Annotated in this window: 21 protein-coding genes; 15 read left to right on the forward strand and 6 right to left on the reverse strand. The window is 65.8% G+C overall.

Translation table 11 applies throughout. The features are described 5' to 3' along the window. Positions 1 to 49: 49 nt before the first annotated feature. From HV773_RS00825 to HV773_RS00840, 4 genes are read right to left on the reverse strand one after another with little or no spacing between them, the layout of a single operon-like run. Positions 50 to 1,048 carry a DUF1839 family protein gene (locus tag HV773_RS00825; RefSeq protein WP_129561327.1) on the reverse strand — a complete coding sequence of 333 codons (999 nt, stop codon included), beginning with the start codon at positions 1,046 to 1,048 and terminating at the stop codon, positions 50 to 52. Then, a complete protein-coding gene (locus HV773_RS00830) occupies positions 1,045 to 2,082 on the reverse strand; it encodes an amino acid--[acyl-carrier-protein] ligase (RefSeq protein ID WP_175194029.1) in 1,038 nt (345 codons plus the stop codon). Before HV773_RS00830 ends, HV773_RS00825 begins: the two co-directional genes overlap by 4 nt. 1 nt (position 2,083) lies before the next feature. Continuing rightward, the gene (locus tag HV773_RS00835) at positions 2,084 to 3,343 is read right to left on the reverse strand and encodes an acyl-CoA dehydrogenase family protein (RefSeq protein ID WP_129561329.1); all 1,260 of its coding nucleotides are present in this window, start codon (positions 3,341 to 3,343) and stop codon (positions 2,084 to 2,086) included. Continuing rightward, positions 3,340 to 3,591: an acyl carrier protein gene (locus HV773_RS00840; protein WP_129561330.1), complete on the reverse strand. Its 252-nt coding sequence runs from the start codon at positions 3,589 to 3,591 to the stop codon at positions 3,340 to 3,342. The genes HV773_RS00835 and HV773_RS00840 overlap by 4 nt, the downstream gene beginning before the upstream one ends. A gap of 487 nt (positions 3,592 to 4,078) precedes the next feature. Here HV773_RS00840 and HV773_RS00845 point away from each other — a divergent pair, with 487 nt between their 5' ends. From HV773_RS00845 to HV773_RS00890, 10 genes are all read left to right on the forward strand, one after another. After that, positions 4,079 to 4,894: a class I SAM-dependent methyltransferase gene (locus HV773_RS00845; protein ID WP_129561331.1), complete on the forward strand. Its 816-nt coding sequence runs from the start codon at positions 4,079 to 4,081 to the stop codon at positions 4,892 to 4,894. 79 nt (positions 4,895 to 4,973) lie between these two features. Next, positions 4,974 to 5,516 carry a flavin reductase family protein gene (locus HV773_RS00850; protein WP_129561332.1) on the forward strand — a complete coding sequence of 181 codons (543 nt, stop codon included), beginning with the start codon at positions 4,974 to 4,976 and terminating at the stop codon, positions 5,514 to 5,516. Positions 5,517 to 5,927: 411 nt separating this feature from the next. Next, positions 5,928 to 7,097 (forward strand): sugar transferase, encoded by a 1,170-nt coding sequence (locus tag HV773_RS00855; RefSeq protein ID WP_175194031.1) that lies wholly within the window; start codon positions 5,928 to 5,930, stop codon positions 7,095 to 7,097. A gap of 191 nt (positions 7,098 to 7,288) precedes the next feature. Continuing rightward, positions 7,289 to 8,584 (forward strand): polysaccharide biosynthesis/export family protein, encoded by a 1,296-nt coding sequence (locus HV773_RS00860; protein WP_175194032.1) that lies wholly within the window; start codon positions 7,289 to 7,291, stop codon positions 8,582 to 8,584. Between the two features lie 67 nt (positions 8,585 to 8,651). Then, positions 8,652 to 10,889: a GNVR domain-containing protein gene (locus HV773_RS00865; RefSeq protein ID WP_175194034.1), complete on the forward strand. Its 2,238-nt coding sequence runs from the start codon at positions 8,652 to 8,654 to the stop codon at positions 10,887 to 10,889. 4 nt (positions 10,890 to 10,893) lie between these two features. Continuing rightward, the gene (locus HV773_RS00870; protein ID WP_129561336.1) at positions 10,894 to 11,970 is read left to right on the forward strand and encodes a glycosyltransferase family 2 protein; all 1,077 of its coding nucleotides are present in this window, start codon (positions 10,894 to 10,896) and stop codon (positions 11,968 to 11,970) included. A gap of 34 nt (positions 11,971 to 12,004) precedes the next feature. Beyond that, entirely contained in the window at positions 12,005 to 13,162 is a 1,158-nt protein-coding gene (locus tag HV773_RS00875) for a glycosyltransferase family 4 protein (RefSeq protein WP_175194036.1), read from the forward strand. 35 nt (positions 13,163 to 13,197) lie between these two features. Continuing rightward, a complete protein-coding gene (locus HV773_RS00880; RefSeq protein WP_246282174.1) occupies positions 13,198 to 14,421 on the forward strand; it encodes a glycosyltransferase family 4 protein in 1,224 nt (407 codons plus the stop codon). Positions 14,422 to 14,490: 69 nt separating this feature from the next. After that, complete coding sequence (locus tag HV773_RS00885) at positions 14,491 to 15,411, forward strand: glycosyltransferase family 2 protein (RefSeq protein ID WP_175194040.1); 921 nt, start codon at positions 14,491 to 14,493, stop codon at positions 15,409 to 15,411. A gap of 13 nt (positions 15,412 to 15,424) precedes the next feature. Continuing rightward, the gene (locus HV773_RS00890; RefSeq protein WP_175194042.1) at positions 15,425 to 16,975 is read left to right on the forward strand and encodes a hypothetical protein; all 1,551 of its coding nucleotides are present in this window, start codon (positions 15,425 to 15,427) and stop codon (positions 16,973 to 16,975) included. A 36-nt stretch (positions 16,976 to 17,011) separates the two neighbouring features. Here the strand turns inward: HV773_RS00890 and HV773_RS00895 are convergent, their stop codons facing one another. Both HV773_RS00895 and HV773_RS00900 read right to left on the reverse strand, forming a co-directional pair. Continuing rightward, positions 17,012 to 17,533, reverse strand: a complete 522-nt coding sequence (locus HV773_RS00895; protein WP_129561339.1) for a hypothetical protein — start codon at positions 17,531 to 17,533, stop codon at positions 17,012 to 17,014. 31 nt (positions 17,534 to 17,564) lie between these two features. After that, positions 17,565 to 18,695, reverse strand: coding sequence for an acyltransferase family protein (locus HV773_RS00900; RefSeq protein ID WP_175194044.1), 1,131 nt, complete (start codon positions 18,693 to 18,695; stop codon positions 17,565 to 17,567). Positions 18,696 to 18,928: 233 nt separating this feature from the next. Between HV773_RS00900 and HV773_RS00905 the strand changes: the two genes are divergently transcribed. From HV773_RS00905 to HV773_RS00925, 5 genes are all read left to right on the forward strand, one after another. After that, on the forward strand, positions 18,929 to 20,059 hold the full coding sequence (locus tag HV773_RS00905) for a glycosyltransferase family 9 protein (RefSeq protein ID WP_175194047.1): 1,131 nt from the start codon (positions 18,929 to 18,931) through the stop codon (positions 20,057 to 20,059). 244 nt (positions 20,060 to 20,303) lie between these two features. Continuing rightward, the gene (locus HV773_RS00910; protein ID WP_175194049.1) at positions 20,304 to 21,800 is read left to right on the forward strand and encodes an MBOAT family O-acyltransferase; all 1,497 of its coding nucleotides are present in this window, start codon (positions 20,304 to 20,306) and stop codon (positions 21,798 to 21,800) included. A 2-nt stretch (positions 21,801 to 21,802) separates the two neighbouring features. Further along, the gene (locus tag HV773_RS00915; protein WP_175194051.1) at positions 21,803 to 23,005 is read left to right on the forward strand and encodes an SGNH/GDSL hydrolase family protein; all 1,203 of its coding nucleotides are present in this window, start codon (positions 21,803 to 21,805) and stop codon (positions 23,003 to 23,005) included. After that, positions 23,002 to 23,466, forward strand: coding sequence for a VOC family protein (locus tag HV773_RS00920; RefSeq protein ID WP_175194053.1), 465 nt, complete (start codon positions 23,002 to 23,004; stop codon positions 23,464 to 23,466). Before HV773_RS00915 ends, HV773_RS00920 begins: the two co-directional genes overlap by 4 nt. Positions 23,467 to 23,497: 31 nt before the next feature. Next, positions 23,498 to 23,746 (forward strand): acyl carrier protein, encoded by a 249-nt coding sequence (locus HV773_RS00925; RefSeq protein ID WP_129561345.1) that lies wholly within the window; start codon positions 23,498 to 23,500, stop codon positions 23,744 to 23,746. Positions 23,747 to 23,748 lie beyond the last annotated feature (2 nt).

Consider the following 23,748-nt stretch of genomic DNA (forward strand, 5'->3'; position numbering starts at 1 on the left):
CGTTTCCCCCGGGCTTCTGTCGCCCTTGTTCCCGCTTTTTGCCGTCACTTCAAGCCATCAGCGCGGCAAGCGGTTCGAGCGTGTTTTCGTAGCCCGCTTCGAGCACGTCGAAGCAGTCGTCGCAGGTGTCGCGGCGATTGCGCGCCATCGCGCGCACGAGCCGGAACTGCATCACCATGGCTTCCGAGGCCACTTTTTGCGCCGATGCCGCGATCGTTTCCGGAACCGCCACGCCCTGCGCGTTCAGCCACAGCAGATACTTCGAGAGAAATTCGAAGTTCGCGCCCAACTGACGCATCAGGTTGAACGAGTACGGATGAAAGAAACGCTCGCCGCGTTCGAGCAGCATGTCGAGCTGCGCCGGAAACGCCGCGCGCCATTCGGTCACCGGATTGCGCCGTGGCCGCCGCGCGAGATGCCCGCGCAGCAAGTGCGCCGAACCTTGCGCAAGTGCCTCGCCTTCGAGCGGCGCGCGCACGCGCTTGGCGAATTCCACATACGGAAACAGCAGGTCCGCTTGTCCCTCGAACTGCGGCAGCTTGCGGAATACGCCGTCGTAGTCTTCGCCGTCGAGCCGGTGATAACCCGTGTTGTGGAAGTAGCCCAGACGCCGCGTGGCCGGGTCGATGAAGTCGATGCCCACCGTGGTCTTCGGATGCTCGCGCCGGTACGAGGTCGCGCGCGTGTTCGGCAGATAGAAACCGTCCACTTCGACGAGCACGGTGTGGCCGCGCTGCGTCTGCGCGAGCACGCGGTCTTCGAGCGAGTCGTAGATCGCGAGCTCGGTGACCTGGGTGCCGTACAGGTGCTCGATGTCTTCGAGCGGGAATTTGAAGAACGTGAACTGGTCGCCTTCGAAATCCTGCGTCACCGTGAAGGCGAGCGCAGGGCGCGGATCGAATCCCATGCCGTGCAGGAGTTCGATCCACAAGTCGACGTAGCAGTTGGTCTCCACCCACACGCGCTCGCCCTGGTGCAGCGCGTGTGGGACGTGCTCGCGCGACGCGGCGTGCGCCTGCGCGGCTTCTGGCACGATTGGCGCGTTCATGCGCCCGACTCCTTGAGACCGTGCTCGATGCGCGCCCGGGTGTCGCCCCACAGCAGCGCGCGCACTTCGTCGGGCCAGGCGTTCACGTCGAGGCCGTGATGCTTGAGCAGCGCGAGCGTGATGCGCTCCATGCCGAAGCCCACGCAGGCCGTGTGCGCGGTGGAGCCGTCGTCGCACTTGATCTTCCAGATGCCGCCGAAGTGATCCATGTGGTAATTGAACGAGAGGCAGGCTGTTTTGCTGTCCGCGTTCGCCACCGGAATCAGCAGCTCGAACTTGAGCTCCTGGGCGCGCTGGCTGTCCGCGACGATCTTGCCGCCGCGCCCGAAGAACGGGTCGTTGGCGAGATCCACATCCACCGGCAGGCCGAGCAGCGATACCAGCAGCGAGCCGCGATCAATCCACATCTGGCGGAACGCCATGACCTGTTCCGCGTTGCCGAGGCGCACGTATTCGCGCTGGCGGAACATCTGCATGCGCGCGGGATCGAGCGAGGGCTCGTGGCGGAAACAGTACGAGAGCACGTCGATGGTGCTGCCGCCCGCGGGCAGCGGGCCGCGCCGCGCCACCACCGGATAGATCGGATAGCAGGCCGCCGGCGTGAGCACGAGGCGCGTGGGCTTTTGCTGCTCCATCCAGGCGGGATCGCGGTCGTCGTCGCTTTGCTTCATGGCGTCGTCGAGGCAGCGCAGGAGGCGCATCTGTCCCGCGTCGTTGCCGCAGAACGAGTGGATCGTGCCGGCGAGCTGCGGGAAGTTCTTCAGATACTCGCTATCCTCGAAGTCTGTGCGCCGCAACGCGGGCGGAAAGCGCAGTACTTCGGGATCCTGATCGGCCCCCAGATGCGTAATGGCCGCATTCAGGCGGTCCACCACGTCTTCGAACACCTGGCTGCGGCCATAGAGGCCGTTCTCGCCGGTGTCGATGAGCAGGCCGCTCGCGATCAGTTCGTCCCGGAAGCTCGGCGTTGCCGGTTCCACAGGCGCGCCATCGGCGCCGGCTTGCAGCGCCGCCGTTTCGGTCATCGTGTTCATGTCAGGCTCTCCCCGGGCTTGCCGGACGCTGAGCGAGCAGCAGGCTCGCGGTGTTCTGCGCGATGCGGTCGTTGTTGATCATGAGCGGCGCCGAGTGCAGGTCGCGCAGATGACGGCCCACGCTGTATTCAGTGCCGTTCTTGTAGCCGGCCATGCCGCAGATCATCAGCACTTCCTGCACGACTAGCAGCGCCGTCGAGGAGATGCTCGTTTTCAGCGTGTTCATGTCCGACGCGTAGTGGAGCTGTGCCGAAAGTGGCGCGTCCGCGTCATTGCTCGCCTCGCGGGCTTCGCGCGCGTCGTGCTCGGCCTGCGCGGCGTCGAGCGCCACCGAGAGGCGCGCCTGCATCATCTGCAGCAGGCCCACCGCTTCGGCGAGGCGCATACCCGCCGGCGGCACCGAACCGGGCTTCGCGCGCGCCTGGGCGCGGAAGAACGCTTGCGCGCGATTGACGGCGTCGGCGGCGATGCCGGTCCATACCGAGGCCCACAGCGTGTGCGAGACGGGCAGCATGGTGCGGTCGGAAATCTCGGCGAAGGGCGTGGGCAGGATCTGCTCCGCGTGGCCTTGCGCGAGCAGGCGGAAACCCTCGCTACAGGTGCCGCGCATGCCCATCGAGTCCCACGTGCCGCGCTTTTCGAGTTCGAGGTCGCCCAAGAGCGTCACGATCAGCACCTGGTCGGAGGCGGGCGATTCGGCGGTGCGCCGCGCGGTGACGAGAATGCCGTCCGCGTGCGCGCCGTACGAGATGGTGGGCGCCATCTTCTCGATGCTGAAGCGCCCGTCGATCACATCGACAGCGCAGGCGCTCGTGCGCATGCTGCCGCCGATGTTTTCTTCCGACGTGGCCGAAGCGAGCAGCAATTGCTGTTCGACGAGCTGCGCGAGCACTTGTTGATGCCACGGTGCGTGTGCGCCGTGCTCCATGATGCAGGCCACCTGGATCTGGTGCATCGCGTAGATCATCGCGGTGGACGCGCAGCCGTGCGCGAGCGTCTCGCACACTTGCGCGACCTCGGCGAGCGAAAGTCCCGCGCCGCCAAAACTCGCGGGCACCATCGCCGAGAGCAGGCGCTCGGACTTGAGCGCATCGAAGGCTTCGACCGGAAAGCGCGCTTCGCGGTCCACGTGATCGGCGTGGCGCGCGGCGACTTGCGCCGCGCGTTGCGCGGCTTCGCGCCACGTGCCGGCCGCGTTTTCCGCCTCGGCTAGCGCCTGCCGTTCGGGCTCCACGGCGGCATCGATGTGCGGGGCGTTCATGCTGCCGCCTTTGCCTGCTGCAGTTCGGTGACCGCGGCGGCGAGCGAGTCGATGCTCGAGAACAGGCGCCGCGTGAGCATGCGGTCGGGAATCTCGATGCCGAACTCGTCTTCGACGGCGAGCATCAGATGAACGGTCGCGAGTGAAGAAAGGCCGGCGGCGTAGAGATCGGCGTCGTCGGCCAGCGTGTCGGCTGGCACATCGAGACGGGCCGATTCGGAAAGAATGCGTCGCAGTGCGGTTTTCATGGCAAAGGTGCCCCCTCGTGTGAATGGCGCTTCGATGCAGGCGCGGGTTTCGACGGTCCAGGACCGCGCGGTGATGCGCGCGGCAATTGCCGGTATTTAACGGACTGCCGGGTGGTGGCGTCGGTGCGGCAGCGCACTCAAGCGCGTTTCGCGCAGCCAGGTGAAGCGTTTTGATGCGCGCCGCGGCTTGCCGCCCGCCGACGACCCGCAGATTGCGCCCAGAACTGCCGGAAAGTGTGTGCGCGCCCGTACAGATGCACGCAAGGCCGTTTGCTCTAATGAGCGCCATGCCCGCACCGACGGGCCGCGAGCGCCGTTGCGCCGCGCTGCAGGTCCGCCCGGCGAGCGATGCGCGCACGAGGCGTACCGCTCCAAACAGGTTACACGCCGCCGCGTTATTCGACATACCGGTAGTTCATCCGTGATCGCGGGCGCATGGCCCGGCCGATGCGCGGCACAGGAAATCGATCCTCATTGGAGGGGCGTAATGGACATGCAGCTTCCGCTTGATCAGATCAATCAGCGCGCGTGGACGACGCGCGACGCGTTTCGCGAGTTCACGCGCGAGAAGGTGTGGACGGACGCGGGCGAACAGGCTGCCTTTACACGCATCGCCCGCGAATGCCACGGTCAGCCGCTGCTCGACATTGGCATCGGCGCGGGCCGCACGGTGCCGATGATGATGCAGATGTCGTCTGACTATACGGGCATCGATTACACGGCAGCTTTGCTCGAGCAGTCGCGCACGCGCTTTCCCGGCGTGGACCTGCGCCATATGGATGCGCGCGACATGGCGGCGCTGCCGAGCGACCACTATGCGTTGACGGCGTTCAGCTGGAACGGCATCGACTGCGTGGATTACGAGGACCGCGTGCGCATTCTGCGCGAGATGCATCGCGTGACACGCCCCGGCGGACTCGTGCTGTTTTCAACGCACAACCGCGGCGGCCCCGGCTTCGACGAGAGCCCGCGGCAGTTGCTGCCGCGCTTCTCGGTGAACCCGCTGCGCTATGGCTGGCGCGTGCTGCGCGCCGCGCGCCTGTTGCCGCTCGGGATCTGGAATTACCGGCGCAATGCGCGCCTGCATCGCGATTACGAAGGCTATTCGATCCGCACGGCGGCCGCGCACTACTTCGGCATTGTGATCGTCTACACCACGCTGCCCGAGCAGCGCCGCCAACTCGAAGCGCTGGGTTTCGAGGTGGAGGCGGTCTATGGCAGCTGCGAAGGCGATTTGATTGGCCCTGAGCAGCAGACGAGCGACGCGTGGTGGCTGCATTTCATCGCGCGCAAGGCGGCTTGACGCGGCATGGGTGAAGTAGCGGGGCGCTGTGCACGCTGTGCAATACCGGCGCGGCGCGCCCCCATCACGGAGACCGGACATGAGCGCACACGGACTCGCGATAAACGAAGCGGTGGGGCGTGCGGCCAGCGCGGAGCCGCCCCGCTTTGACGAGCGGCGTCTGCGCACCGCGCTCGGCCGCTTCGCGACTGGCGTGGTGGTGATCTCGACGGGCAGCGGCGACACGCTCCATGCCATGACCGCCAACGCGTTCATGTCGGGGTCGCTGCGTCCGCCACTGATCGTCGTGTCGGTGGGGCAGCGCGCGCGCATGCACGAGCGGCTCATGAACGCCGAGCATTTCGGCGTGAGCGTGCTCTCCGACGAGCAGGAGCCGCACAGCCGCCATTTCGCGGGCGAGCCGCAAAGCTGGCTCGCGCCGCGCTTCACCGAGGTCGATGGCCTCGACGGCGTCGCACTGCTCGACAGCGCGGTCGCGCGTTTCGGGCTGCGCATGGCCGATCGCCATGCGTGCGGCGATCACACGTTGTTTGTCGGCGAGGTGATGGCGTTCTCACTCGACGAGCGCGCGCCGCTGGTGTTTTTCGGCGGGCGTTATGCGGGTGTCGCCGAGGTGCGATGAGGGCATATCGCGCGATGGGCAATCCAGCGCACCAATCTGTACACCAATTAGCGCGCCGCATCCGCGCGGCGTGAATCCGCAACGTCACGCGCATTCCTCCGATCAGTGAATCGCGCCGCGTTCCGTGCGGTTGCGCACGCAATCGATGCGTGCGGCAGTTGCCACGCGCGCTCGCGCGTCGAGCACAACGCCTCCTTTCATAACGATCACAAACCGTTGGTGGGGTTGCGCACGGAATCCGTGCCGCGCAGCCCGTACCGTGTCGATGTGGACTTGGACATCGACTGAGGAGCGGTGCCGGGATCCGGAACAACAGCGTGCTGCGTGTCGTGAATGAGGCGAACGACGCGACAGCAACGCATAGCCTGGGGGCGAACGTTCACCGTACACGCTACGTTTTGGGGTAGGGATATGTCTGCGCTAGTCCATCGCGCGATCGATATCGCGCTTATCGTGCTGGGGGCCATGGGAGCCCTGCATCTGAATCTGAATCTCCCGGACTTGGGCCCGGTGGCGGGCTCGGCGCATCGTCTCGATCCCACGCTCGTCGCCTTCGTGGCGGCGCTGGCGTTGTCCGTGTTTCCCGCATGCGGCACCTACCCGTCGCGCGGCAGCCGCTCGGTCATGAGCGTGGCGAGCCGCACGGCGTTCGCATGGCTCGCGGTGCAGCTGTGCGCGCTCGCGCTGCTCTATGGCCTGCATCGCGATCATCTGATTTCGATGCCGTGGTTCATCTACTGGACGATGACCACGGGCATTTCGCTGCTCGCCTCGCACATGCTTTTCGTCAGCGGATTCGGCGCGGCGCGCCACGCGGGGGCATGGCTGCGGCGCGATCACGCGATGCCCGCGCCGCTGGAGCCGTTCAAGCCGGTAATGAGTGCGGTCGCCATTCCAGTCGACAGGCCCGCGGTTAAGCCCGCATTCAAGCCCGCATTCAAGCCCCTCGATGCGCCGTCGCGCACGGACAAGGTGAAGCACGCGGTGAAGCGTGTTTTCGACATCGTGGTCGGCTCCATGCTGATTGTGATGCTGCTGCCCGTGCTCGTCGTGCTGGCGCTGATCGTGAAGAGCGATGGCGGCCCCGCGTTGTACGGCCATACGCGCGTCGGGCGCAATGGCAAGAAGTTTCGTTGTCTGAAGTTTCGCTCGATGGTGGTGAATTCGGCGGAGGTGCTCAAGCAGTTGCTCGACACCGACCCCGAGGCGCGCGCCGAGTGGGAGCGCGAGTTCAAGCTCAAGCACGACGTGCGCGTGACGCGCATCGGCCACTTCCTGCGGCGTTCCAGTCTCGACGAACTGCCGCAACTGTGGAACGTGGTGCGCGGCGAGATGAGCCTCGTCGGTCCGCGGCCCATCATCGACCAGGAACTGGAGCGCTACGGCGCGAACAGCAAGTACTACTTGATGGCGACGCCCGGCATCACGGGGCTCTGGCAGGTGAGCGGGCGCTGCGAGACCGATTACGCGACGCGCGTTTCGCTCGACGTGAACTACGTGCAGAACTGGTCGCTGCATCGGGACATCGAGATTCTTTTCAAGACTTTCTTCGTGGTGATTCGAGGCACGGGTGCGTATTGAAGATGTGATGAGTTGATGTGATGAGTTGATGTGATGAATGGCAGCAGGCGAGCAGCACCCAAGAACAAAAAAACGGCAGCAAGGCAATCAGGGAGGAACTGGTTGAGGGGTGAGGACTGAAGTTCGCAGGCCGGGATTCATCGCGCAGACGACGCCATGGGACGGCCACACGCAAGATTGGGGGTAGGACGATGGGACTGAGCAAGGTTGGCAGGACAAGGCGGGTGGATGCGCGCGGCGCGCTCGCGTGCTGGCAGCGCTTGGCCAGGCGGTTCGCAGAGGGGGTGACTGCGGGACTGACCTCGCGGCTGACTGCGGGACTGACGACGGCGGCCTTGGCCGCGTCGCTGGCCGGCTGCATGTTTTCGCCGGGCATGAGCTATAGCGGCATGCCGGCGGACTCGGGCGGCGACTCGCTCGCGACAACTCATTCCGCCATGCCGAGCGGCACCAACGTCGCGACCAGCGCGCTCGCGAAAGCGGGCGCGGACGGCGCGCCCGCGGGCTCGCTCATCGAGATCACGCGCGAACTCGTCAATAAGGAGCTCGCCGAGCGTCCCACGGGCGTGCCCACCGGCGTGCAGGCGCTGTACGCCAAGCCCACGCCGTACGAAGTCGGGCCGGGCGACATCCTGAGCATCGTGGTCTGGGATCACCCCGAGCTCAACATGCCGGGGGTGGCCACGGGCGGCGGCAGCGACTCTTCGGGCGCGAACTCGGTCTCCCAGGGCTACACCGTCGACACCAGCGGCTTCATTCAGTATGCCTACATTGGCCCGCTCAAGGTCCAGGGGCTCACGGAGATGGGCGTGCGCGACGCGCTCGCGGCGAAGCTCGCGAAATACGTGCGCCAGCCCCAGGTCACGGTGCGCATCCAGACCTACCGCAGCAAGCGCGTCTATCTCGACGGCGAAGTGAAGACGCCGGGCGTGCAGGTGCTCAACGACATGCCGATGACGCTGCCCGAGGCGATCAACCGCGCGGGCGGCTTCACCGACAAGTCGGACCGCTCGCGCGTGGCGGTCACGCGCGGCGACGACACCGTGGTGGTGGACATGCCCGAGATGATTCGCAAGGGCGTGAACCCCGACCGCATCATCCTGCGCGACGGCGACCTCGTGCGGGTGTACGCGCAGGCGGACACCAAGGTCTTCGTGATCGGCGAGGTGCAGCGTCCCGGCGGCGTGATGTTCAACAACGGCCACATGTCGCTGAATCAGGCGCTCGGCGACGCGGGCGGCATCAGCCAAAGCTCGGGCGACGCCTCGCAGGTGTACGTGGTGCGCGGACACGACGCCGCCAAGCCCAAGGTCTACCACCTCGACGCGTCGTCGGCTTCCGCGATGGCGACGGCCGACTCGTTCGAGCTCAAGCCCAACGATGTCGTCTTCGTCGACGCGTCCGCGCTCGTGAAGTGGAGCCGCGTCATCAACCTGATCCTGCCGGCCACCCAGGCGGCCGCAGCAGGCCGCGCGGTGGGCTTTTGAGCCGCTCAAGACATAGTGCGCCGCCCGCTTGCCGATACGAGCGCGGGCGCGCCGATGGAGAGAACAAATGAACCAGCGTGACTACCTGCTCGAAGGGCCTATCGAACAAGGACTGCCGGCGCCGCCCGAGGGCGGCCATATCAGCGGCGTGCTCGATACCCTCTACCAAAGCCGCAAGATGATCGTCATCGTCACGGCGCTCTTTACGCTCATCGGCGGCACCTACGCGCTGCTCGCGCAGCCCGTCTATCAGGCCGATATGCTCGTCCAGGTCGAGGAGAACCAGAATTCCGCCAAGAGCGCGCTGGCCGATCTGTCGTCGATGTTCGCGGTGAAGACCGCGGCCTCGGCTGAGATCGAGGTACTGCGCTCGCGCATGGTCGTCTCGCGCGCCGTGGATGCGACGCAGCTTTATCTCGACGTGACGCCGCACTATTTCCCGGTGATCGGCCAATGGATGGCGCACCACGTGCACCTGCCGGGCCTCTCGCGATGGGGCAGTTACGCGTGGGGCAACGAGGCGATCGAGGTCGCGCAGTTCGACGTGCCCGACCGGCTGCATGGGGTGCGTTTCGTGATCACCGCGCAGGCGGGCGGCGCTTACACGCTCGCCCACGACGGCGTGCAAATGGCGGGCAGGGTGGGCGTGCCGCTGCACGCCGTGGTGCCAGGCGGCGCGATCGATCTGCTCGTGAAGTCGATCGACGCGCGCCCCGGCGTGACCTTCCAGCTCGTGCGCACCTCCGAGCTCGCGGCGATCCAGCGGCTGCAGAGCGGGCTGCTGGTCTCCGAGAAAGGCAAGGAGTCCGGCGTGATCGGCGTGGCGCTCGAAGGCGGGGATCCGGTCAAGACGGCCGCGATCCTCAACGCGATCGGCAACGAGTACGTGCGCCAGAACGTGCAGCACACCCAGGAGGAGGCCGAGAAGCAGATCGCCTTCCTCGACAAGCAGTTGCCCGAACTGAAGGCGCAGCTCGAAAAGGCCGAGAGCGAGTTCAACGCGTTCCGCTCGGCGCATGGCGCCGTGGACCTGGGGGCGGAAGCCACGGCGCTGCTGCAGAGTTCCGTGCAGGCGCAGGCGCGCATCGCGGACTTGCGCCAGCAACGCGCGCAATTGCTCGCGCGCTTCACCTCGGACAACCCGGCCGTGATCGCCATCGACGGCCAGCTCGACGAGGCGCAGAAGTCGCTCGCGCTGCTCGCCACGCAAACGCGCGCGCTGCCGCCGCTCGAACAGGGCGTGCTGCGGCTGCAGCGCGAGGTGACGGTGGACACCAACATCTACACGAACCTGCTGAACAACAAGGAGCAACTGCGCCTGCTCAAGGCCGGCAAGGTCTCGAACGTGCGCCTGATCGACAGCGCCGCGGTACCCGAAAGCCCGGTGCGGCCCAAGCGCGTGTTCATCGTCGTGGCTGCGCTGCTCACGGGCCTGTTCATGAGCGTGGCGTTCGCGCTGCTCAAGCGCAAGCTCAATAGCGGCATCGCCGTGGTCGACGACATCGAAGTGGGCACCGGTCTCACGGTCTACGCGGCGGTGCCGCGCAGCCGCGTGCAGCACGTGCTCACACGGCGCCTGCCGTCGAGCATGCTGGGCACGACCACCGTGCTCGCGCGCACGGCGTCGTTCGACGCGGCCGTCGAGAGCCTGCGCAGTTTCCGCAGCGCGCTCGAATTCGCGCTCGAGGAGGCGTCCAATCACATCGTGCTGCTCGCCGGGCCTACGCCGGTGGTGGGCAAGTCGTTCGTCTCGGTGAACCTCGCGGCGCTGCTCGGTTCCTCGGGCAAGCGCGTGCTGCTGGTGGATGCCGATTTGCGGCGCGGCTCGCTGAACCGGCACGTGGGCGTGCCGGCGAGCCCCGGCATCACCGACATCGTCGAGCAGGACGGCGGGTACGACCGGATCGTGCATCAGCAGGTCATGCCCGGCGTCGATTTCGTTGCCAACGGCGGCTACGTGACGAACGCGAGCGAGCTGCTCAGGAGCCGCAGCTTCCAGCGCTTCACGCAGTGGGCGGACGGCATTTACGACGTCGTGCTGATCGACGCGCCGCCGATCTTGCCGGTGGCCGATTCGGGCATCGTGGCCAATCTCGCGGGCACGGTGTTCCTGATCGCGCGCTACGGCGTCACGAGCGTTTCGGAGCTGCGCGAGTCGGTGCGCCGCTTCGAGCAGATCGGCGTGCCGATCCGCGGCGTGATCTTCAACGACATGACTTCGCGGCCCGGCAAGTACGGCAGCGAATATGCGGCCTACGGCTATTCGAGTTACGGCGATCCACAAGACGGTGTGATCGGGAGTTGAATTCATGAAGGACATCACCGTTGTCATCGGCAACTACAACTACGCACGCTTCCTGCGCGAAGCGATCGAGTCGGCGCTCGCGAACGTGCATGCGAATGCGCGGCCGGGCTACGACGACCGCGTACGCGTGCTGGTGATCGACGACGGCTCCACGGACGGATCGCGCGCGATCATCGAGAGCTACGGTGAGCGCGTGAGCGCCGTGTTCAAGGAGAACCAGGGACAGTCCTCGGTCTACAACCTCGGGCTGTCGCTGGTGCAGACCGAGTACGTGCTGTTCCTCGACTCGGACGACATCCTGTACCCCGATGCGATTGGCGCGGTGCTGCGCGCGTTCGAGTCGGGCGACTACGCGAAGGTGCAGTTCCGGCTCGACGTGATCGGCGAAGACGGCGTGCGCACCGGCGTGCGCGTGCCGAATTCGACGCCGCCGAGCGACTGCGCCGCGCTGTTGCGGCGCGGCTGGCTTTATCCCTCGCCGCCGGCCTCGGGCAACGCCTACCGCGTGAGCGCGCTGCGCTCGGTGTTTCCCATTCCGATGTCGCTGCATCACCGCAAGGCGGCGGACTTCTTCGCGATCTACGGCATCGCGCTCACTGGCGCGATTTGCGCGCTCGATGGCGCGCTGGGCGGCTATCGCGTGCATCGCAAGGCCGAGGACAAGCGCAGCGCGTCGCTCGGCCAGGCGGGGCTTTCGCTCGGCAATTGCGAGGACGTGAGCGAAGTCGAACTGTCGTTTCCATGGCGCTGGGAGACGCTGCGCCACATGATCCGCACGCGCCTGGGCGAAGACCTGCCTGCGCATTTCATCGACTTTTCGTATGAGAAGAACCGGCTGTGCGTGCGGCTCTACGAGGCGTCGACGTTCGAGCGCTGGCGCTGGCTGATGTTCGAGTCGCACCGCTATTTCGCCTCGGTCTTGCGCAACCCGTACTGGAGCGCGGGCAAAAAGCTGGGCGCGCTCGGCCTCACGCTGATGTGCCTGATTCCGGGGCGCTTCGTCAATCGCTTCGCACTTCGATATATCTCGAACCCCGCCGCGCGTCTTGCCACGCGCCACCCGGCAACGGCACGCGGCTGAAGCACGATAAATACAACTGGTTTCGATCATGCCGATGAAGACTCCGCAAGCCCGCCCACTGGTGATCAACGGCCGATTTCTCGGCCGCCGCGCCACCGGCGTCGACCGCTTTGCCTTCGAGACCGTGCGCGCCATCGACGAGTTGATGGCGGCACGCGACCCGGCTGTGGCGGGGCTGCGCGCCGAGATTGTGGTGCCGGCCGCGCTGGCCGACATGACGAACCCGTTCGCGCACGTGCAGTTGCGCGCGAGCGGCAAGGGCGGCGGCCTGCGCTGGGAGCAATTCGCGCTGCCACAGGCGGTGCGCGGCGGCCTGCTGCTGAACCTCTGCAACTCGGGGCCGCTTTTGTACCGCAGCCAGGTGACCGTGCTGCACGACGCCGCGCCGGCGCGCGTGCCGGACAGCTATAGCCGCTCGTTTGTCGCGTGGTACCGGCTGATGGCGCCGAGCATCGGACGCATCGCACGCCGCGTGATCACGGTCTCCGAATTCTCGCGGCGCGAGCTGTGCGAGGCCTATCGCATTCCGTTCGCGAAGATCGGCGTGGTTTACGAGAGCGGCGAGCACATGCTGCGCATGCGCGGCGCGGGCGACGCGCGCGAGGCTGGGCCCGATATGCACGATGCCCCCGATGCGGGCGTTGACGCCGTGGCCGAAACGCTCCGGCAGACGCGGCCCTTCGTGCTCGCGGTCGGCAGCCTGAACCGCCACAAGAACTTCCAGCTCGTGGCCGAGGCCGCGCAGCGGATTCGCGACGCGCAATTCGACATCGTGGTGGTGGGCGGCGGCGACGCGCGCGTGTACGGCGCCTCGGGCGGCGCGCTGCCCGGCTTCGTGAAGCATCTCGGCTACGTGAGCGACGAGGCGCTCGTCTCGCTCTACCGGCGCGCGGCCTGTTTCGTTTATCCATCGCGCTATGAGGGTTTCGGGCTGCCGCCCGTCGAGGCGCTCGCGCTCGGCTGCCCGGTGATCGCGTCGCGCCTGCCTTCGGTGGTGGAGGCCTGCGGCGACGCGGTGCTCTACACCTCGCCCGACGATCCCGCCGAACTCGCCGCGCTGCTCGAGCGCGTCACCGCCGACGCCGCGCTGCGCGAGACGCTGCGCGCGCGCGGCCGCGAACGCACCGCCGCGCTCACGTGGCGCGCCACCGCCGTCAAGCTGATCGAGGAGATTTCGCCATGGCTCATGTAGTTCACGCCAATCCCTCGGGTCATGCCGCCAATCGCATGCAAGGCGCCCAAGGCACGCAACGCGCGCAGCTTGCGCACGACGAGGGGCGCTTCGGCCGGGTGGCGATCGTTCACGACTGGCTCGTTTCGTATGCGGGTTCGGAGAAGGTGCTCGAGCAGATCATCCGGATGTTCCCGAGCGCCGACCTTTTCAGCATCGTCGACTTCTTTCCCGAGGAACATCGCGAGGCGCTGGGCGGCAAGCATGCGAGCACGTCGTTCATTCAACGTCTGCCGCGCGCGAAGTCGAAGTATCGCGCGTATCTGCCGCTCATGCCGCTTGCGGTAGAGCAGTTCGATCTGTCCGGCTACGACCTCGTGATTTCGTCGAGCCACGCGGTGGCCAAGGGCGTGCTGACCGGGCCCAACCAGGTGCACGTGAGCTACGTGCATTCGCCGATTCGCTACGCGTGGGACTTGCAGCACCAGTATCTCGACGAGGCGGGCCTCAGGCGCGGCCTCAAGAGCTGGCTCGCGCGCAGCCTGCTGCACTACATGCGGATCTGGGACCAGCGCACGGCGCACGGCGTGGATGCGTTCGTCGCCAATTCGGGGTTCGTCGCGCGGCGCATCCGCAAGGTCTATGGCAGCGAGGCGACCGTGATCTATCCGCCCGTCGACGTCGAGCGCTTCGGGCTCGGCGCGCAGCATGACGACTTCTATCTGATCGCCTCGCGCATGGTGCCGTACAAGCGCATTCCGCTCATCGTCGAGGCGTTCGCGGCCATGCCGGAGAAGCGCCTCGTCGTGATCGGCGACGGGCCCGACTTCGAGCGCTGCAAGACGCTCGCCACGCTCAATGTCGCGCTGCTCGGCTATCAGCCGGACGACGTGCTGATCGACCACATGCAACGCGCACGCGCGTTCGTGTTCGCGGCCGAGGAGGACTTCGGCATTTCGGTGGTGGAAGCGCAGGCGTGCGGCCGGCCCGTGATTGCGTATGGACGCGGCGGCGCGCGCGAAACCGTGGTTGAGTCGCACGACCCCGAGCGCGCGACGGGACTGTTCTTCGACGAGCAGAGCGTGGACGCCATCGTCGATGCGGTTGCGCGTTTCGAGGCACACGCGCCGTTTCGCCCGGAGGTGTGCCGCCACAACGCGCAGCGCTTCACCGCCGAGCGTTTCCGGCGTGACTTTCTGGGCATTATCGAGCGCTCGGTGGAGGCCAACCGGGGCACGGACGAGAAGCCGTCGATCGTGCGGCGCTGGCGCTCGGCGTGAGTGGCCCGGGATGCACGCGATCGCTCAATCACCCAACAACGTCAATAACTTCAACAAACGGGGAATTGCATGAAGAGGTACGTCATCGTGGCGACCAAGGGGCGGCCAGTCGAAACCGCGACGCTGCTCGACTTTCTGCACGATCAGGACGCACAGCCCGACGGCGTGTATATCGTCGGCGCGAGCGCGGCGGATCTGCCCGACGTGACGGGCCATCCGCTGCTGGTGTCGACGCGCGTGGCGCTGCTGGTGGGCGACAAGCCGGGCAGCACGACGCAGCGCAACGTGGGCATCGAGGCGATGCTCGAGGACGCCCCGGACGAGACGTCGGGCGAGCGCTGGTTCGCATGTTTCTTCGACGACGATTTCCGGCCGCACCGCGCCTGGCTGCGCGAATGCGAGGCGCTGTTCGCGAGCGATGACGAGGTGATCGGCATGACCGGCCAGGTGCTTGCCGACGGCGTCAAGGGCGGCGGCATCAGCGAAGCCGATGCGCTGCGCTATCTCTCGGGCGAGCGCGAGCGCGAGCCGCACTGGGCTTCGGGCGACGAGCGCCACGAGATCATGTGCGCGTACGGCTGCAACATGGCGTTTGTCGATCGCGTGGTCCGCCAGTGCCGCTTCGACGAGGCCCTGCCGCTTTACGGATGGCAGGAGGACTACGACTTCACGGTGCGCGCGCGTTCGCTCGGCACGGCCATGTACGCGCCCGGCTGTCGTGGCGTGCATCTGGGCACCAAGCGTGGCCGGACCTCGGGCGTGCGCTTCGGCTACTCGCAGATCGCCAATCCGATCTACCTCGCGCGCAAGCAGACCATGGCGCCGCGGCGCGCGTGCAGCTTCATTTCGCGCCACCTGTGCTCGAACCTCTATCACAGCTTGCGCGGCCATCCGCTGGTCGACTATCGCGGCCGCCTGAGGGGCAACGTGCTTGCGTTTTTCGACATTGTGAAAGGCGTCATTCATCCGCAGCGCATTCTCGAACTCTGAGGTTCGAGCATGCGTGCAACGGGTGTGGGGGATTGAAGTGGGACTTTCGGCATACGGCGCGCTCGTGTTTCTCTACGGCCTGTTCGCGCTCAACACGTCATATCGCTGGTCGCTCTACGCGCAGGTGGTGTTCTGCGTGTTGCCAGCCGCGGTGGCCATCGTGCTGCCCGGCGGCATCGGCATCATGCCGGCCAATCTGTTTCTCGTGTTCTTCGCGCTGCGCGCGTTCAATCTGGGCGGCGGCAGGATGCTGAGCGAGTCGATCTCGATCGGCAAGCCCGGCTTCTGGCTTTTTTGCACCTGTGTGTGGGGCGTGGTCGGCGCGATCGTGCTGCCGCGCGTGCTCGCGGGCTCCACGCTGGTCTTCGCGGTCTTCGACCGCAGCGCCGATCCGAACACCGAAGGCCTGCTCCAGCCGCTGCGGCCGGCCTCGGGCAATCTCTCGCAGTCGTTCTACTGCCTCAGCGATCTCGTGGTGTTCTGCTGCGCCTACGTGTTCATGAAGTGCAAAGGCGCGTACGACGTGCTCGGCAAGGCGGTTCTCGCGCTAACGGCGCTCGGCGTGCTTGCCGGGCTGATGGACCTCGGCGGACACGCCGCCGGCATCGATGTGCTTTCGGTCGTGAAGACCGCGCAATACGCCTATAACACCAATTCCGAACTCGGCGGCCTGCTGCGCATCGAGGGCACCTTCAGCGAGGCCTCGGCATACGCGGCTTTTACGCTGCAACTCTTCGCGGTCTGCATCAATCTGTGGCTGGTGGGCTATCGGCCCAAAATATCGGGCGCGCTTGCGGCCGCGACCGGCGTGCTGCTGCTGATCTCGACTTCGGGCAGCGCTTACGTGGGTCTCTCCGCTTATCTGCTCGTGCTGCTTGCGAGCCGGCCCGGACGCATTTCGGCCGCGGCGGGCGCGCGCAAGGCGCACATGTGGTTGTTCATGATCTGCGCGGGCGTGCTGGCCGCGCTCTACATCATGCTGTTCATGCCGGGCGTGGCGACGGCGCTGAGCAACTTCGTCGATGCGACGATCCTGAGCAAGGCCGATAGCGCGTCTGGCGTGGAGCGCTCGAGCTTCAATACCCAGGCGTTCACGAATTTTCTCGATACCTATGGGATTGGGGTGGGGCTCGGCAGTATTCGCGTGTCCAGTTTCGTGATGGTCGTGCTGGCGAGTTTTGGTGTGCCTGGGACGGTTTTTTATGTGCTCTTTTTCATCAGGACGACTTTGGCGCGGATTCCGCCTGAGTATCCTGGCGCCGATCGCGCGGTGGCTTATGCCGCGCGGCATGGCATGTACGCGGCGCTGATTGTGGCGTCGATATCGGCTTCGGTGTTTGATTTGGGGGTGAGTTTTTATGTGCTTGCCGCGGCGGCTGGCGGGTTGACGGCGCATGCGCGCCGCCGGGCGCCGGTGGTCGCGCGGCGTAGTCCTGTTCCTGTCACCGATGTGCAGCCCGAGTTTGCTGTGGAGCGATCTCAGGCTCGCGACGGGCAGGAACGACGCGCGTTCACGCGGCAGTCGATGCCGCGCCGCCTGCCGGCTTTGCCGCGAGGCCGCTAGGGTCTGTTGCCGGCATGGAGCAGAACGAAAAGCAGGCTATTGAATGAGCTTCACCGGACTCATCGTATTGAGGATTTGTGCGCCCAGAGCGCTCGATCCATAGAGGATGTCGTTGTCTATCTTGGTTTTTGCGGCAGTCCAGTCAATCCCGCTGGGAAAAATTTCAGATTGCCCTTGCACGTCGGTTTGAGCAAGGGTGTACTTTTCTCTGAGTTTCAGTCCTCGCGTAAAACTAGGCTTGTCCAGCCACGCGCGGTACTTTTCATTTTGTGACGGCAGCGTTCCGGCCGCGAGTACGGAGTCCCTGTGTTCGCGGTAAAGCGCCGTAACGGTTGCCACACCCGCGCTCACCAGAGAGTCGACCCCATAGAAGCCTAGTGAGGAGCTAATCCGGTTGTCCGCTTTAAACGCTTCCAGCATGGCCAGCTGAACATCCGCAACACCCTGAAAATGCGAATTCAAAATGGTCGACGGCTTCAGGTCTCGCACCGAGATGTCGCCAAATGCTTCGCTCAATATGATCCATGCTTTGATCTGGCCATTCGACGGCGTGCTCATGGTGTAAGTCCTCCCATTTAGCGTCCCTGCACTAACGCACCGCGGCCTCCGCGATACGCCCGGCCTCCTGCGCAGCGGCATTACGCGCCTTCGCAAGCCTGCGCCGCGTCCAGTGAATCGCGGGCTTCTCAACGCAATGCCACGACACAAACGCGCAAGCAAACACACCAGGCGCGGCGATCAGCAGCGCGCTCCAGTGATCGAGATGCGGCCCGAAGTGCGAAACGATCTGCTGAACCGCGTACCCATAGATATAGATCCCAAACGAGTAATCGTTGCGCGGCGCGAAGCGATGAAGCAGCGGAGTGGTCCCCACCCACAACACGGCGTACCCAAACGCCAAATAGAACGCCGGTTGCGCGAGCGCCGTGCCGCGCAGGCCCAGATACAAGGCGCACAGCGCGAGCGCGACCCAGCCATTGATACGGACGCGATCGCGCAACGCATAGAGCAGCATGCCGGTCATGAACACGGGCTCGGGAAAATAGGCATAGCCATTGGGTCCACCGGGCTTGTTCGCGAGGTCGCGCAGCGTGACATAGAAATGCGGCGCGAGGTGCGGGTGAACGAGAAACGGCACCATGCCGATCAACACCGCCACGAGCATGCCGCGCGGGCTTTTCAGCAGGCCCAGCACGCCCGTCACGAGCACCACGATGTAGTAGCGCACTTCGATCGGCAGCGTCCATAGCGGCGTATAGATTCCACTGGGTGCGTAATTGTTCTCGAATACGCCGGGCAAATGGATCGGCTTGCCGAGCAGGATCACGGAGAAGCTGTCGAGATTGCCCCACGTGATGCCCGACGCGAAGTACTTGCGCCAGGGCAGCGTCGTGAAGAGCGGCCCGATGATGAAGATCGCCACCAGCGACGCCACGGCGACAGCCGGCCAGATGCGCGTCATGCGCAAGACGATGAAGCGCGTGGCGGAGCGCTGCCGGTCGAAGCTCGCGGTCACGAGCAGGCCGCTCAGCAGAAAGAACGCGAACACGCCGAGGCTGCCGGAATAGTCGAAGCCGAGCAGGGTGGTGACGAAGTCGATGTGCCCATCGGGCGGCTGGACGACGAACGAGTGCGCGTAGACCACCGCGGCGGCGGCGATCAGGCGGACGAGGTCGAAGTTGTTGCGCTCGCGTGAGAGCGCGCTGGATAGCAGGGACATGGAGGGAATTCCTCAATGGGACGCGCGCGCGGGCGGCGCGCAGCGGCGCACTCGCGCATTGTCCGTGCTCTGGACGCGCCCGACTGTGCTCTTGGCCACGTTGGCGCGCGCAAGCGTCACCTTGGATCGGCGAGCCGAGCGAACGGCCTCGCCCGGCCTCCATGCCCGGCTCCCAGTGTGGCCTGACAGACAGTCGTTCGGCCACGGAAAGCGGATCGTACGATCCTGACCAGATGGCCGCCGATCCAGGCAGGGCCGTGGCGGGAATTCGAATGGGGGGGGAAGCCGTGCCAGACAACACCATCAAAAGGGTACTGATTTATCGCATCGGCAGTCTCGGCGATACGGTGATCACGCTGCCGTGTTTGCACCTCGTTGCGCGGGCCTTTCCGCGGGCAAAGCGGGTGATGGTGACGAATCGCCCGCGGGTGAGCCGCAGCGCGGCTTCCGTCGCGGTGCTGGAGGGCTCCGGGCTCATCGACAAGTTCTGGCTGATCCAGATCGGCGTCAAGACGTGGATGGACAAGCTCACCTTGCTGCTGAAGATCCGGCTCTATCGTCCGCAGGTGCTGGTCTACCTGTCGGAGGCCGGGCGCGTCAAATATCTGCATCGAGACAGGACCTTCTTCCGGCTGGCGGGCATCAAGCGCATCTATGGCATGGGCGATGGCGGCTCGCTCGAGCACCACGTCGATGCCCGGTCGTACGAGTGGGAGCCCGAAGCCTCGCGGCTGGCGCGCTCGCTGCGCAATCTCGGCGATGCGGCCATCGAGCGGCCCGAGAACTGGGATCTGCATTTGACGCCAGCGGAGCGGCGCGTGGCGAGCGAAAAGCTTGCGCCGCTGCACGGCATGCGTTTCTTCGCGTGCGCTCCGGGCAGCAACCGGCAAACGACGGACTGGGGGCGCGAGCAATGGCGCGCGCTGAGCGAGGAGCTGTCGCAAGCGTATCCGGAGATGGGGATGGTCTTGCTCGGCTCGGCGGCGGACAACGCGATGGCGGACCAGATTGGCGCCGGATGGAAAGGCCCGAAGCTGAACCTCTGTGGCCAGCTCGCGCCGCGCGAGACGGCGGCAGTTCTGGAGCGCGCCGCGCTCTACATGGGGCCGGACTCCGGACCGATGCATCTGGCCGCTGCGGTGGGGACCAAATGCGTGGCGCCGTTTTCGGCGCGCGTGATGCCCAAGGTCTGGTTCCCGTTCGGAACGGGGCACAAGGTGATCCTTCACAAGACCGACTGTGCCGGATGCTGGCTCGACACCTGCGTGGCCGAAAAGCACCGCTGCATGACCTCGATAACGGTGGACGAGATGGCGCAGGCCGTGGCCGCGTCGGTCAATGACAGCGTGGTGGCGCGGCCATGAGCCTCGCGAACCCGGCCGCGCGGATGGCGTGGGCAACCACGCCCCGCGCCCTTGCTTGGTCTTCAGTGTGGCCTAACCGACAGTCGTAGCGCGCCGGAAAGCGGATCGTACGACCTGACCGGGTTTAACCCAACGGCCGCCGTGCGCGCGGCCCGTTTTTGCTGGTGTGCTTTTGCTGGCGCGTTTTTGCTAGCGCGCTTTTGCTAGCGATTTCACAGCGCTTTTTTATATCGGGGATGGAGTCATGGAGTTGACGTCCTGGCAATTCGTTGCTTTCAGCGTCGTGGTCGTCTTCCTCTTCAATGCTTCGCGCGCCGCGCGCTGGCGCGCCAGCGTGCTCGCGCTCGCCAACGTGGCGTTCATCGCGAGCCATCTGCGCGCGCCGTACCAGGCGCTCGCGCTCGCGGCGATGCTCGTTGGCGGCTACGTCGCCACGCTCGTCGTGCGGCGCTGGAACAGCCGCGCTGTGGTGGGGCTCTGTATCGCGCTCGTAGTGGTGGGCTTCCTGTATCTGAAGCACTACTCGTTCATGAGCTTCGTGCCGACCCTGCCGTTCCTGTACCTCGTGCTCGGGCTCTCGTACATCCTGTTCCGCATCATCCACCTGATCGTCGATACGGCGAGCGGTGATGTCGGCGAGCCCATCGCGGTCTGGGAATACTTCAACTACACCTGCAATTTCCTGACCTTCATTTCCGGCCCGATCCAGCGCTTCCAGGACTATCGCGCCGACGCCGAAGCGGCGCGAACGCTCGAAACCGCCGACGTGGACGAAGGCATGCGCCGCGTGATCTGGGGGTACTTCAAGATTCTCGCGGTGTCGGCCACGGCCAATGCGGTGTTCTTCAAGCTGAGCCCCGCATTGCTGCAGCCGGACGCGCATCCCGCTTTGGCGAGCGCGTGCGCGCGCTACGTCGCCACCGCTGCCATCTACACGGTGTTCCTCTATTACAACTTCTCGGGCTTCATCGACGTCGTGATCGGCTTCGCGCGTCTGCTGGGCATGCGCCTGCCCGAGAACTTCAACAAGCCGTTCCTCGCGGGGAACTTCCTCGACTTCTGGGGCCGCTGGCACATGACGCTGTCGAACTGGTTCCGCGACTACATGTTCAATCCGCTGCTGGCCGCGCTGATGAGCCGCTTCGAGAATCCGCGCCTCGCGCCGTGGTTCGGCGTGTTCGGCTTCTTCGTCACGTTCGCGGTGATGGGCATCTGGCACGGCGCCACGCCCGTGTTCGTCGCCTACGGTCTTGCGATGGGGCTCGGCGCGAGCGTCAACAAGGCGTTCAAGCTGTTCATGGCCGCGCGCCTCGGCCGCGCGCGCTATCGCGATCTGTGCAAGGCGCAGTGGTACGTGTACCTGTGCCGGGGTCTCACGTTCGCTTATTTCACCATGGGCGTGACGGCGCTCTGGGTTGACATGGCCCAGCTCGCGACGCTCGGCCATGCACTGGGCGTGGTGGGCGCGCTGGCTGCGTTCGTTGCGTTGAGCGTGCTCGGCACCGTGAGCTTCATCGCGGCGGATCTGGCGTTGGCCGGGCTGGCTGCGGTGGCCGCGTTCGCGGGCATCGGCCACAAGGCAAATGCGGCAAACGCGGCAAGTCCGGCAAACGACGCCGCGCGCGGGCGTTTTGCTCGCCCGCTGGCCGCCGCGTTCGCGCTCGCGGGCGTGCTGCTCGTGACGCTGGCCGTCAACACGCTCTACACGCAACCTCCCGAATTCGTCTACAGGGCCTTCTGATCATGCGTATTCTCCTGACCTCCGGCCTGCGGCTACTGGCGGCGTGTCTCGTGCTCTACGCACTGCTGATCGCCGTCGCGCTGCTGGCTTTTCCGCCGCCGGGGCGCGGCGCGGCGTTCGATACCTCCACGGCGTCCAACACGGTATTCGAAACCGAAGCCAAGTACCTCGTGCTCAATCGCCATGTGCTCGGCACGCCTGGCACGCGCGTGGTGCTGCTCGGCGCTTCGAACACGGTGGGGGGCTTTCCCGTGAAGCTCACCCAGGCCGCGTTGCCGGGCGTTTCGGTCGTGAGCGCCGCGGTCAGCGGCTCGAACGTGACGCAGATCCGCGAAGCCTTCGAACTCACGCGCCGCGCGATCAAGCCCGAGGACCGCGCGCGCACCGTCTACGTGATCGGCCTCTGGTATGGCGTGTTCGTGGCTGACGCGGCGCACTGGCCGCACATCGCCGGCCAGCCCGTGCAGACCGCCGTGGATACCGAGCTGTATCGCTACGACTTCTATCGCCGCGAGCCGCATGGCCCGATGCCGGTCGTGCCCGAGCGCCTGCTGCCGGCGGCCACTATCGCGATCTATCCGGTGATCGCGCTCGAGAAGCTCGTGCGCGTCGTGACGGAGCCCGTGCGCACGGCATTTCTCGGCGCGCAGCCCGGCCGCACCGACAGCGAGCGCGACGCCTATGTGGCGAGCGCGAAAGACAAGCAGGAGCAGACCGCCTACTGGCTCGCCGAGTTTCCCGACAACCGCATCGACAACCGCCAGTTCGCCGCGCTCGAAGCGCTCGTGGACGAGGCGCGTGCGGACCATAGCGCGGTCATCATCGTGAATCTGCCGATTCCGGCGTGGCATTCGGCGGCCGTGCGCTACGACGCCGATTACCTGAAAGCCGTGAACGCGTTCATCGCGCGCCACGCCGACGACCCGATGTTCGCGAGCGTCGACATGCGCGACATGAACAACGACACGTGGTTCTCCGACGAAGTGCATCCGAAGCCGCGTGTGGTGCCGCTGTGGGTGCGCCGCATCACGGCGCCGGTGCAGACCTTCGTCGCCCGCGTGGATGCGCGCGCTGGGGCAGCGGCGAACGAGCCGATGAATGGGGCGGCGAGTGTTCCCGCGAACGCGGGCGCCGAGTTGCCTGCTGACGTGCAACCTGACGTGCAAGCCAACGCGCAAGCCGAACGCAAAGGACCGCAATCATGAGCCCCGCACTCGCGTTCCACCACCACGGCCTCGCGGTGAGCGCGCCCGACGAGGCGTACCGCTTTCTCGACGCGCTCGGCTATGCGAGCGGCGAGGCGCTCTACGACCCGCTGCAGCGCGTGAATCTCGCGCTGTGGACGCACGACGCGCTGCCGGCGGTGGAGATCGTCTGGCCCGGCGAGGGCAAGTCGCCGATCGATCGCATCCTGCGTCACGGCCCGTCGATCTACCACACCTGCTATGCGACGCACGATGCGAACGCATGGCTCGAAGCGATGGAGCGCCGGGAGATCGAGATCGTGACGGTTTCCGCGCCCACGCCCGCGATCCTGTTCGGCGGGCAGAAGGTGTCGTTCCACATGGTTTCTGGCGTCGGGCTCGTCGAGTTGCTGCATCTCGACACCGTGGCCACTCACATTCGAAGCGAATCGCAGGCGGCAACGCTCACCACCGCCGCCTGACATCGACTCATTTTTCCCGAAGGGGGACAGCATGACCGAGCAAATGATCTACTCGCAACTCCAGCCGATCTTCGACGACCTGTTCGACACCGGCGATTTGGCGCTCGCGGCAGATACCACCGCCGACGACGTCGACGGCTGGGACAGCCTCAACCACGTGATGCTGATACTTGCCGTGCAAAAGCGCTTCAAGGTGAAGTTCTCGGCGGCGGAGATCAGCGGGCTGGAGAATGTCGGTGCGCTCGTTGCGCTGATCGGCAAGAAGCTCGGCACTGCTTGAGG

The sequence above is a fragment of the Paraburkholderia caffeinitolerans genome, assembly GCF_902859945.1.
Taxonomy (GTDB): Bacteria; Pseudomonadota; Gammaproteobacteria; order Burkholderiales; family Burkholderiaceae; genus Paraburkholderia; species Paraburkholderia caffeinitolerans.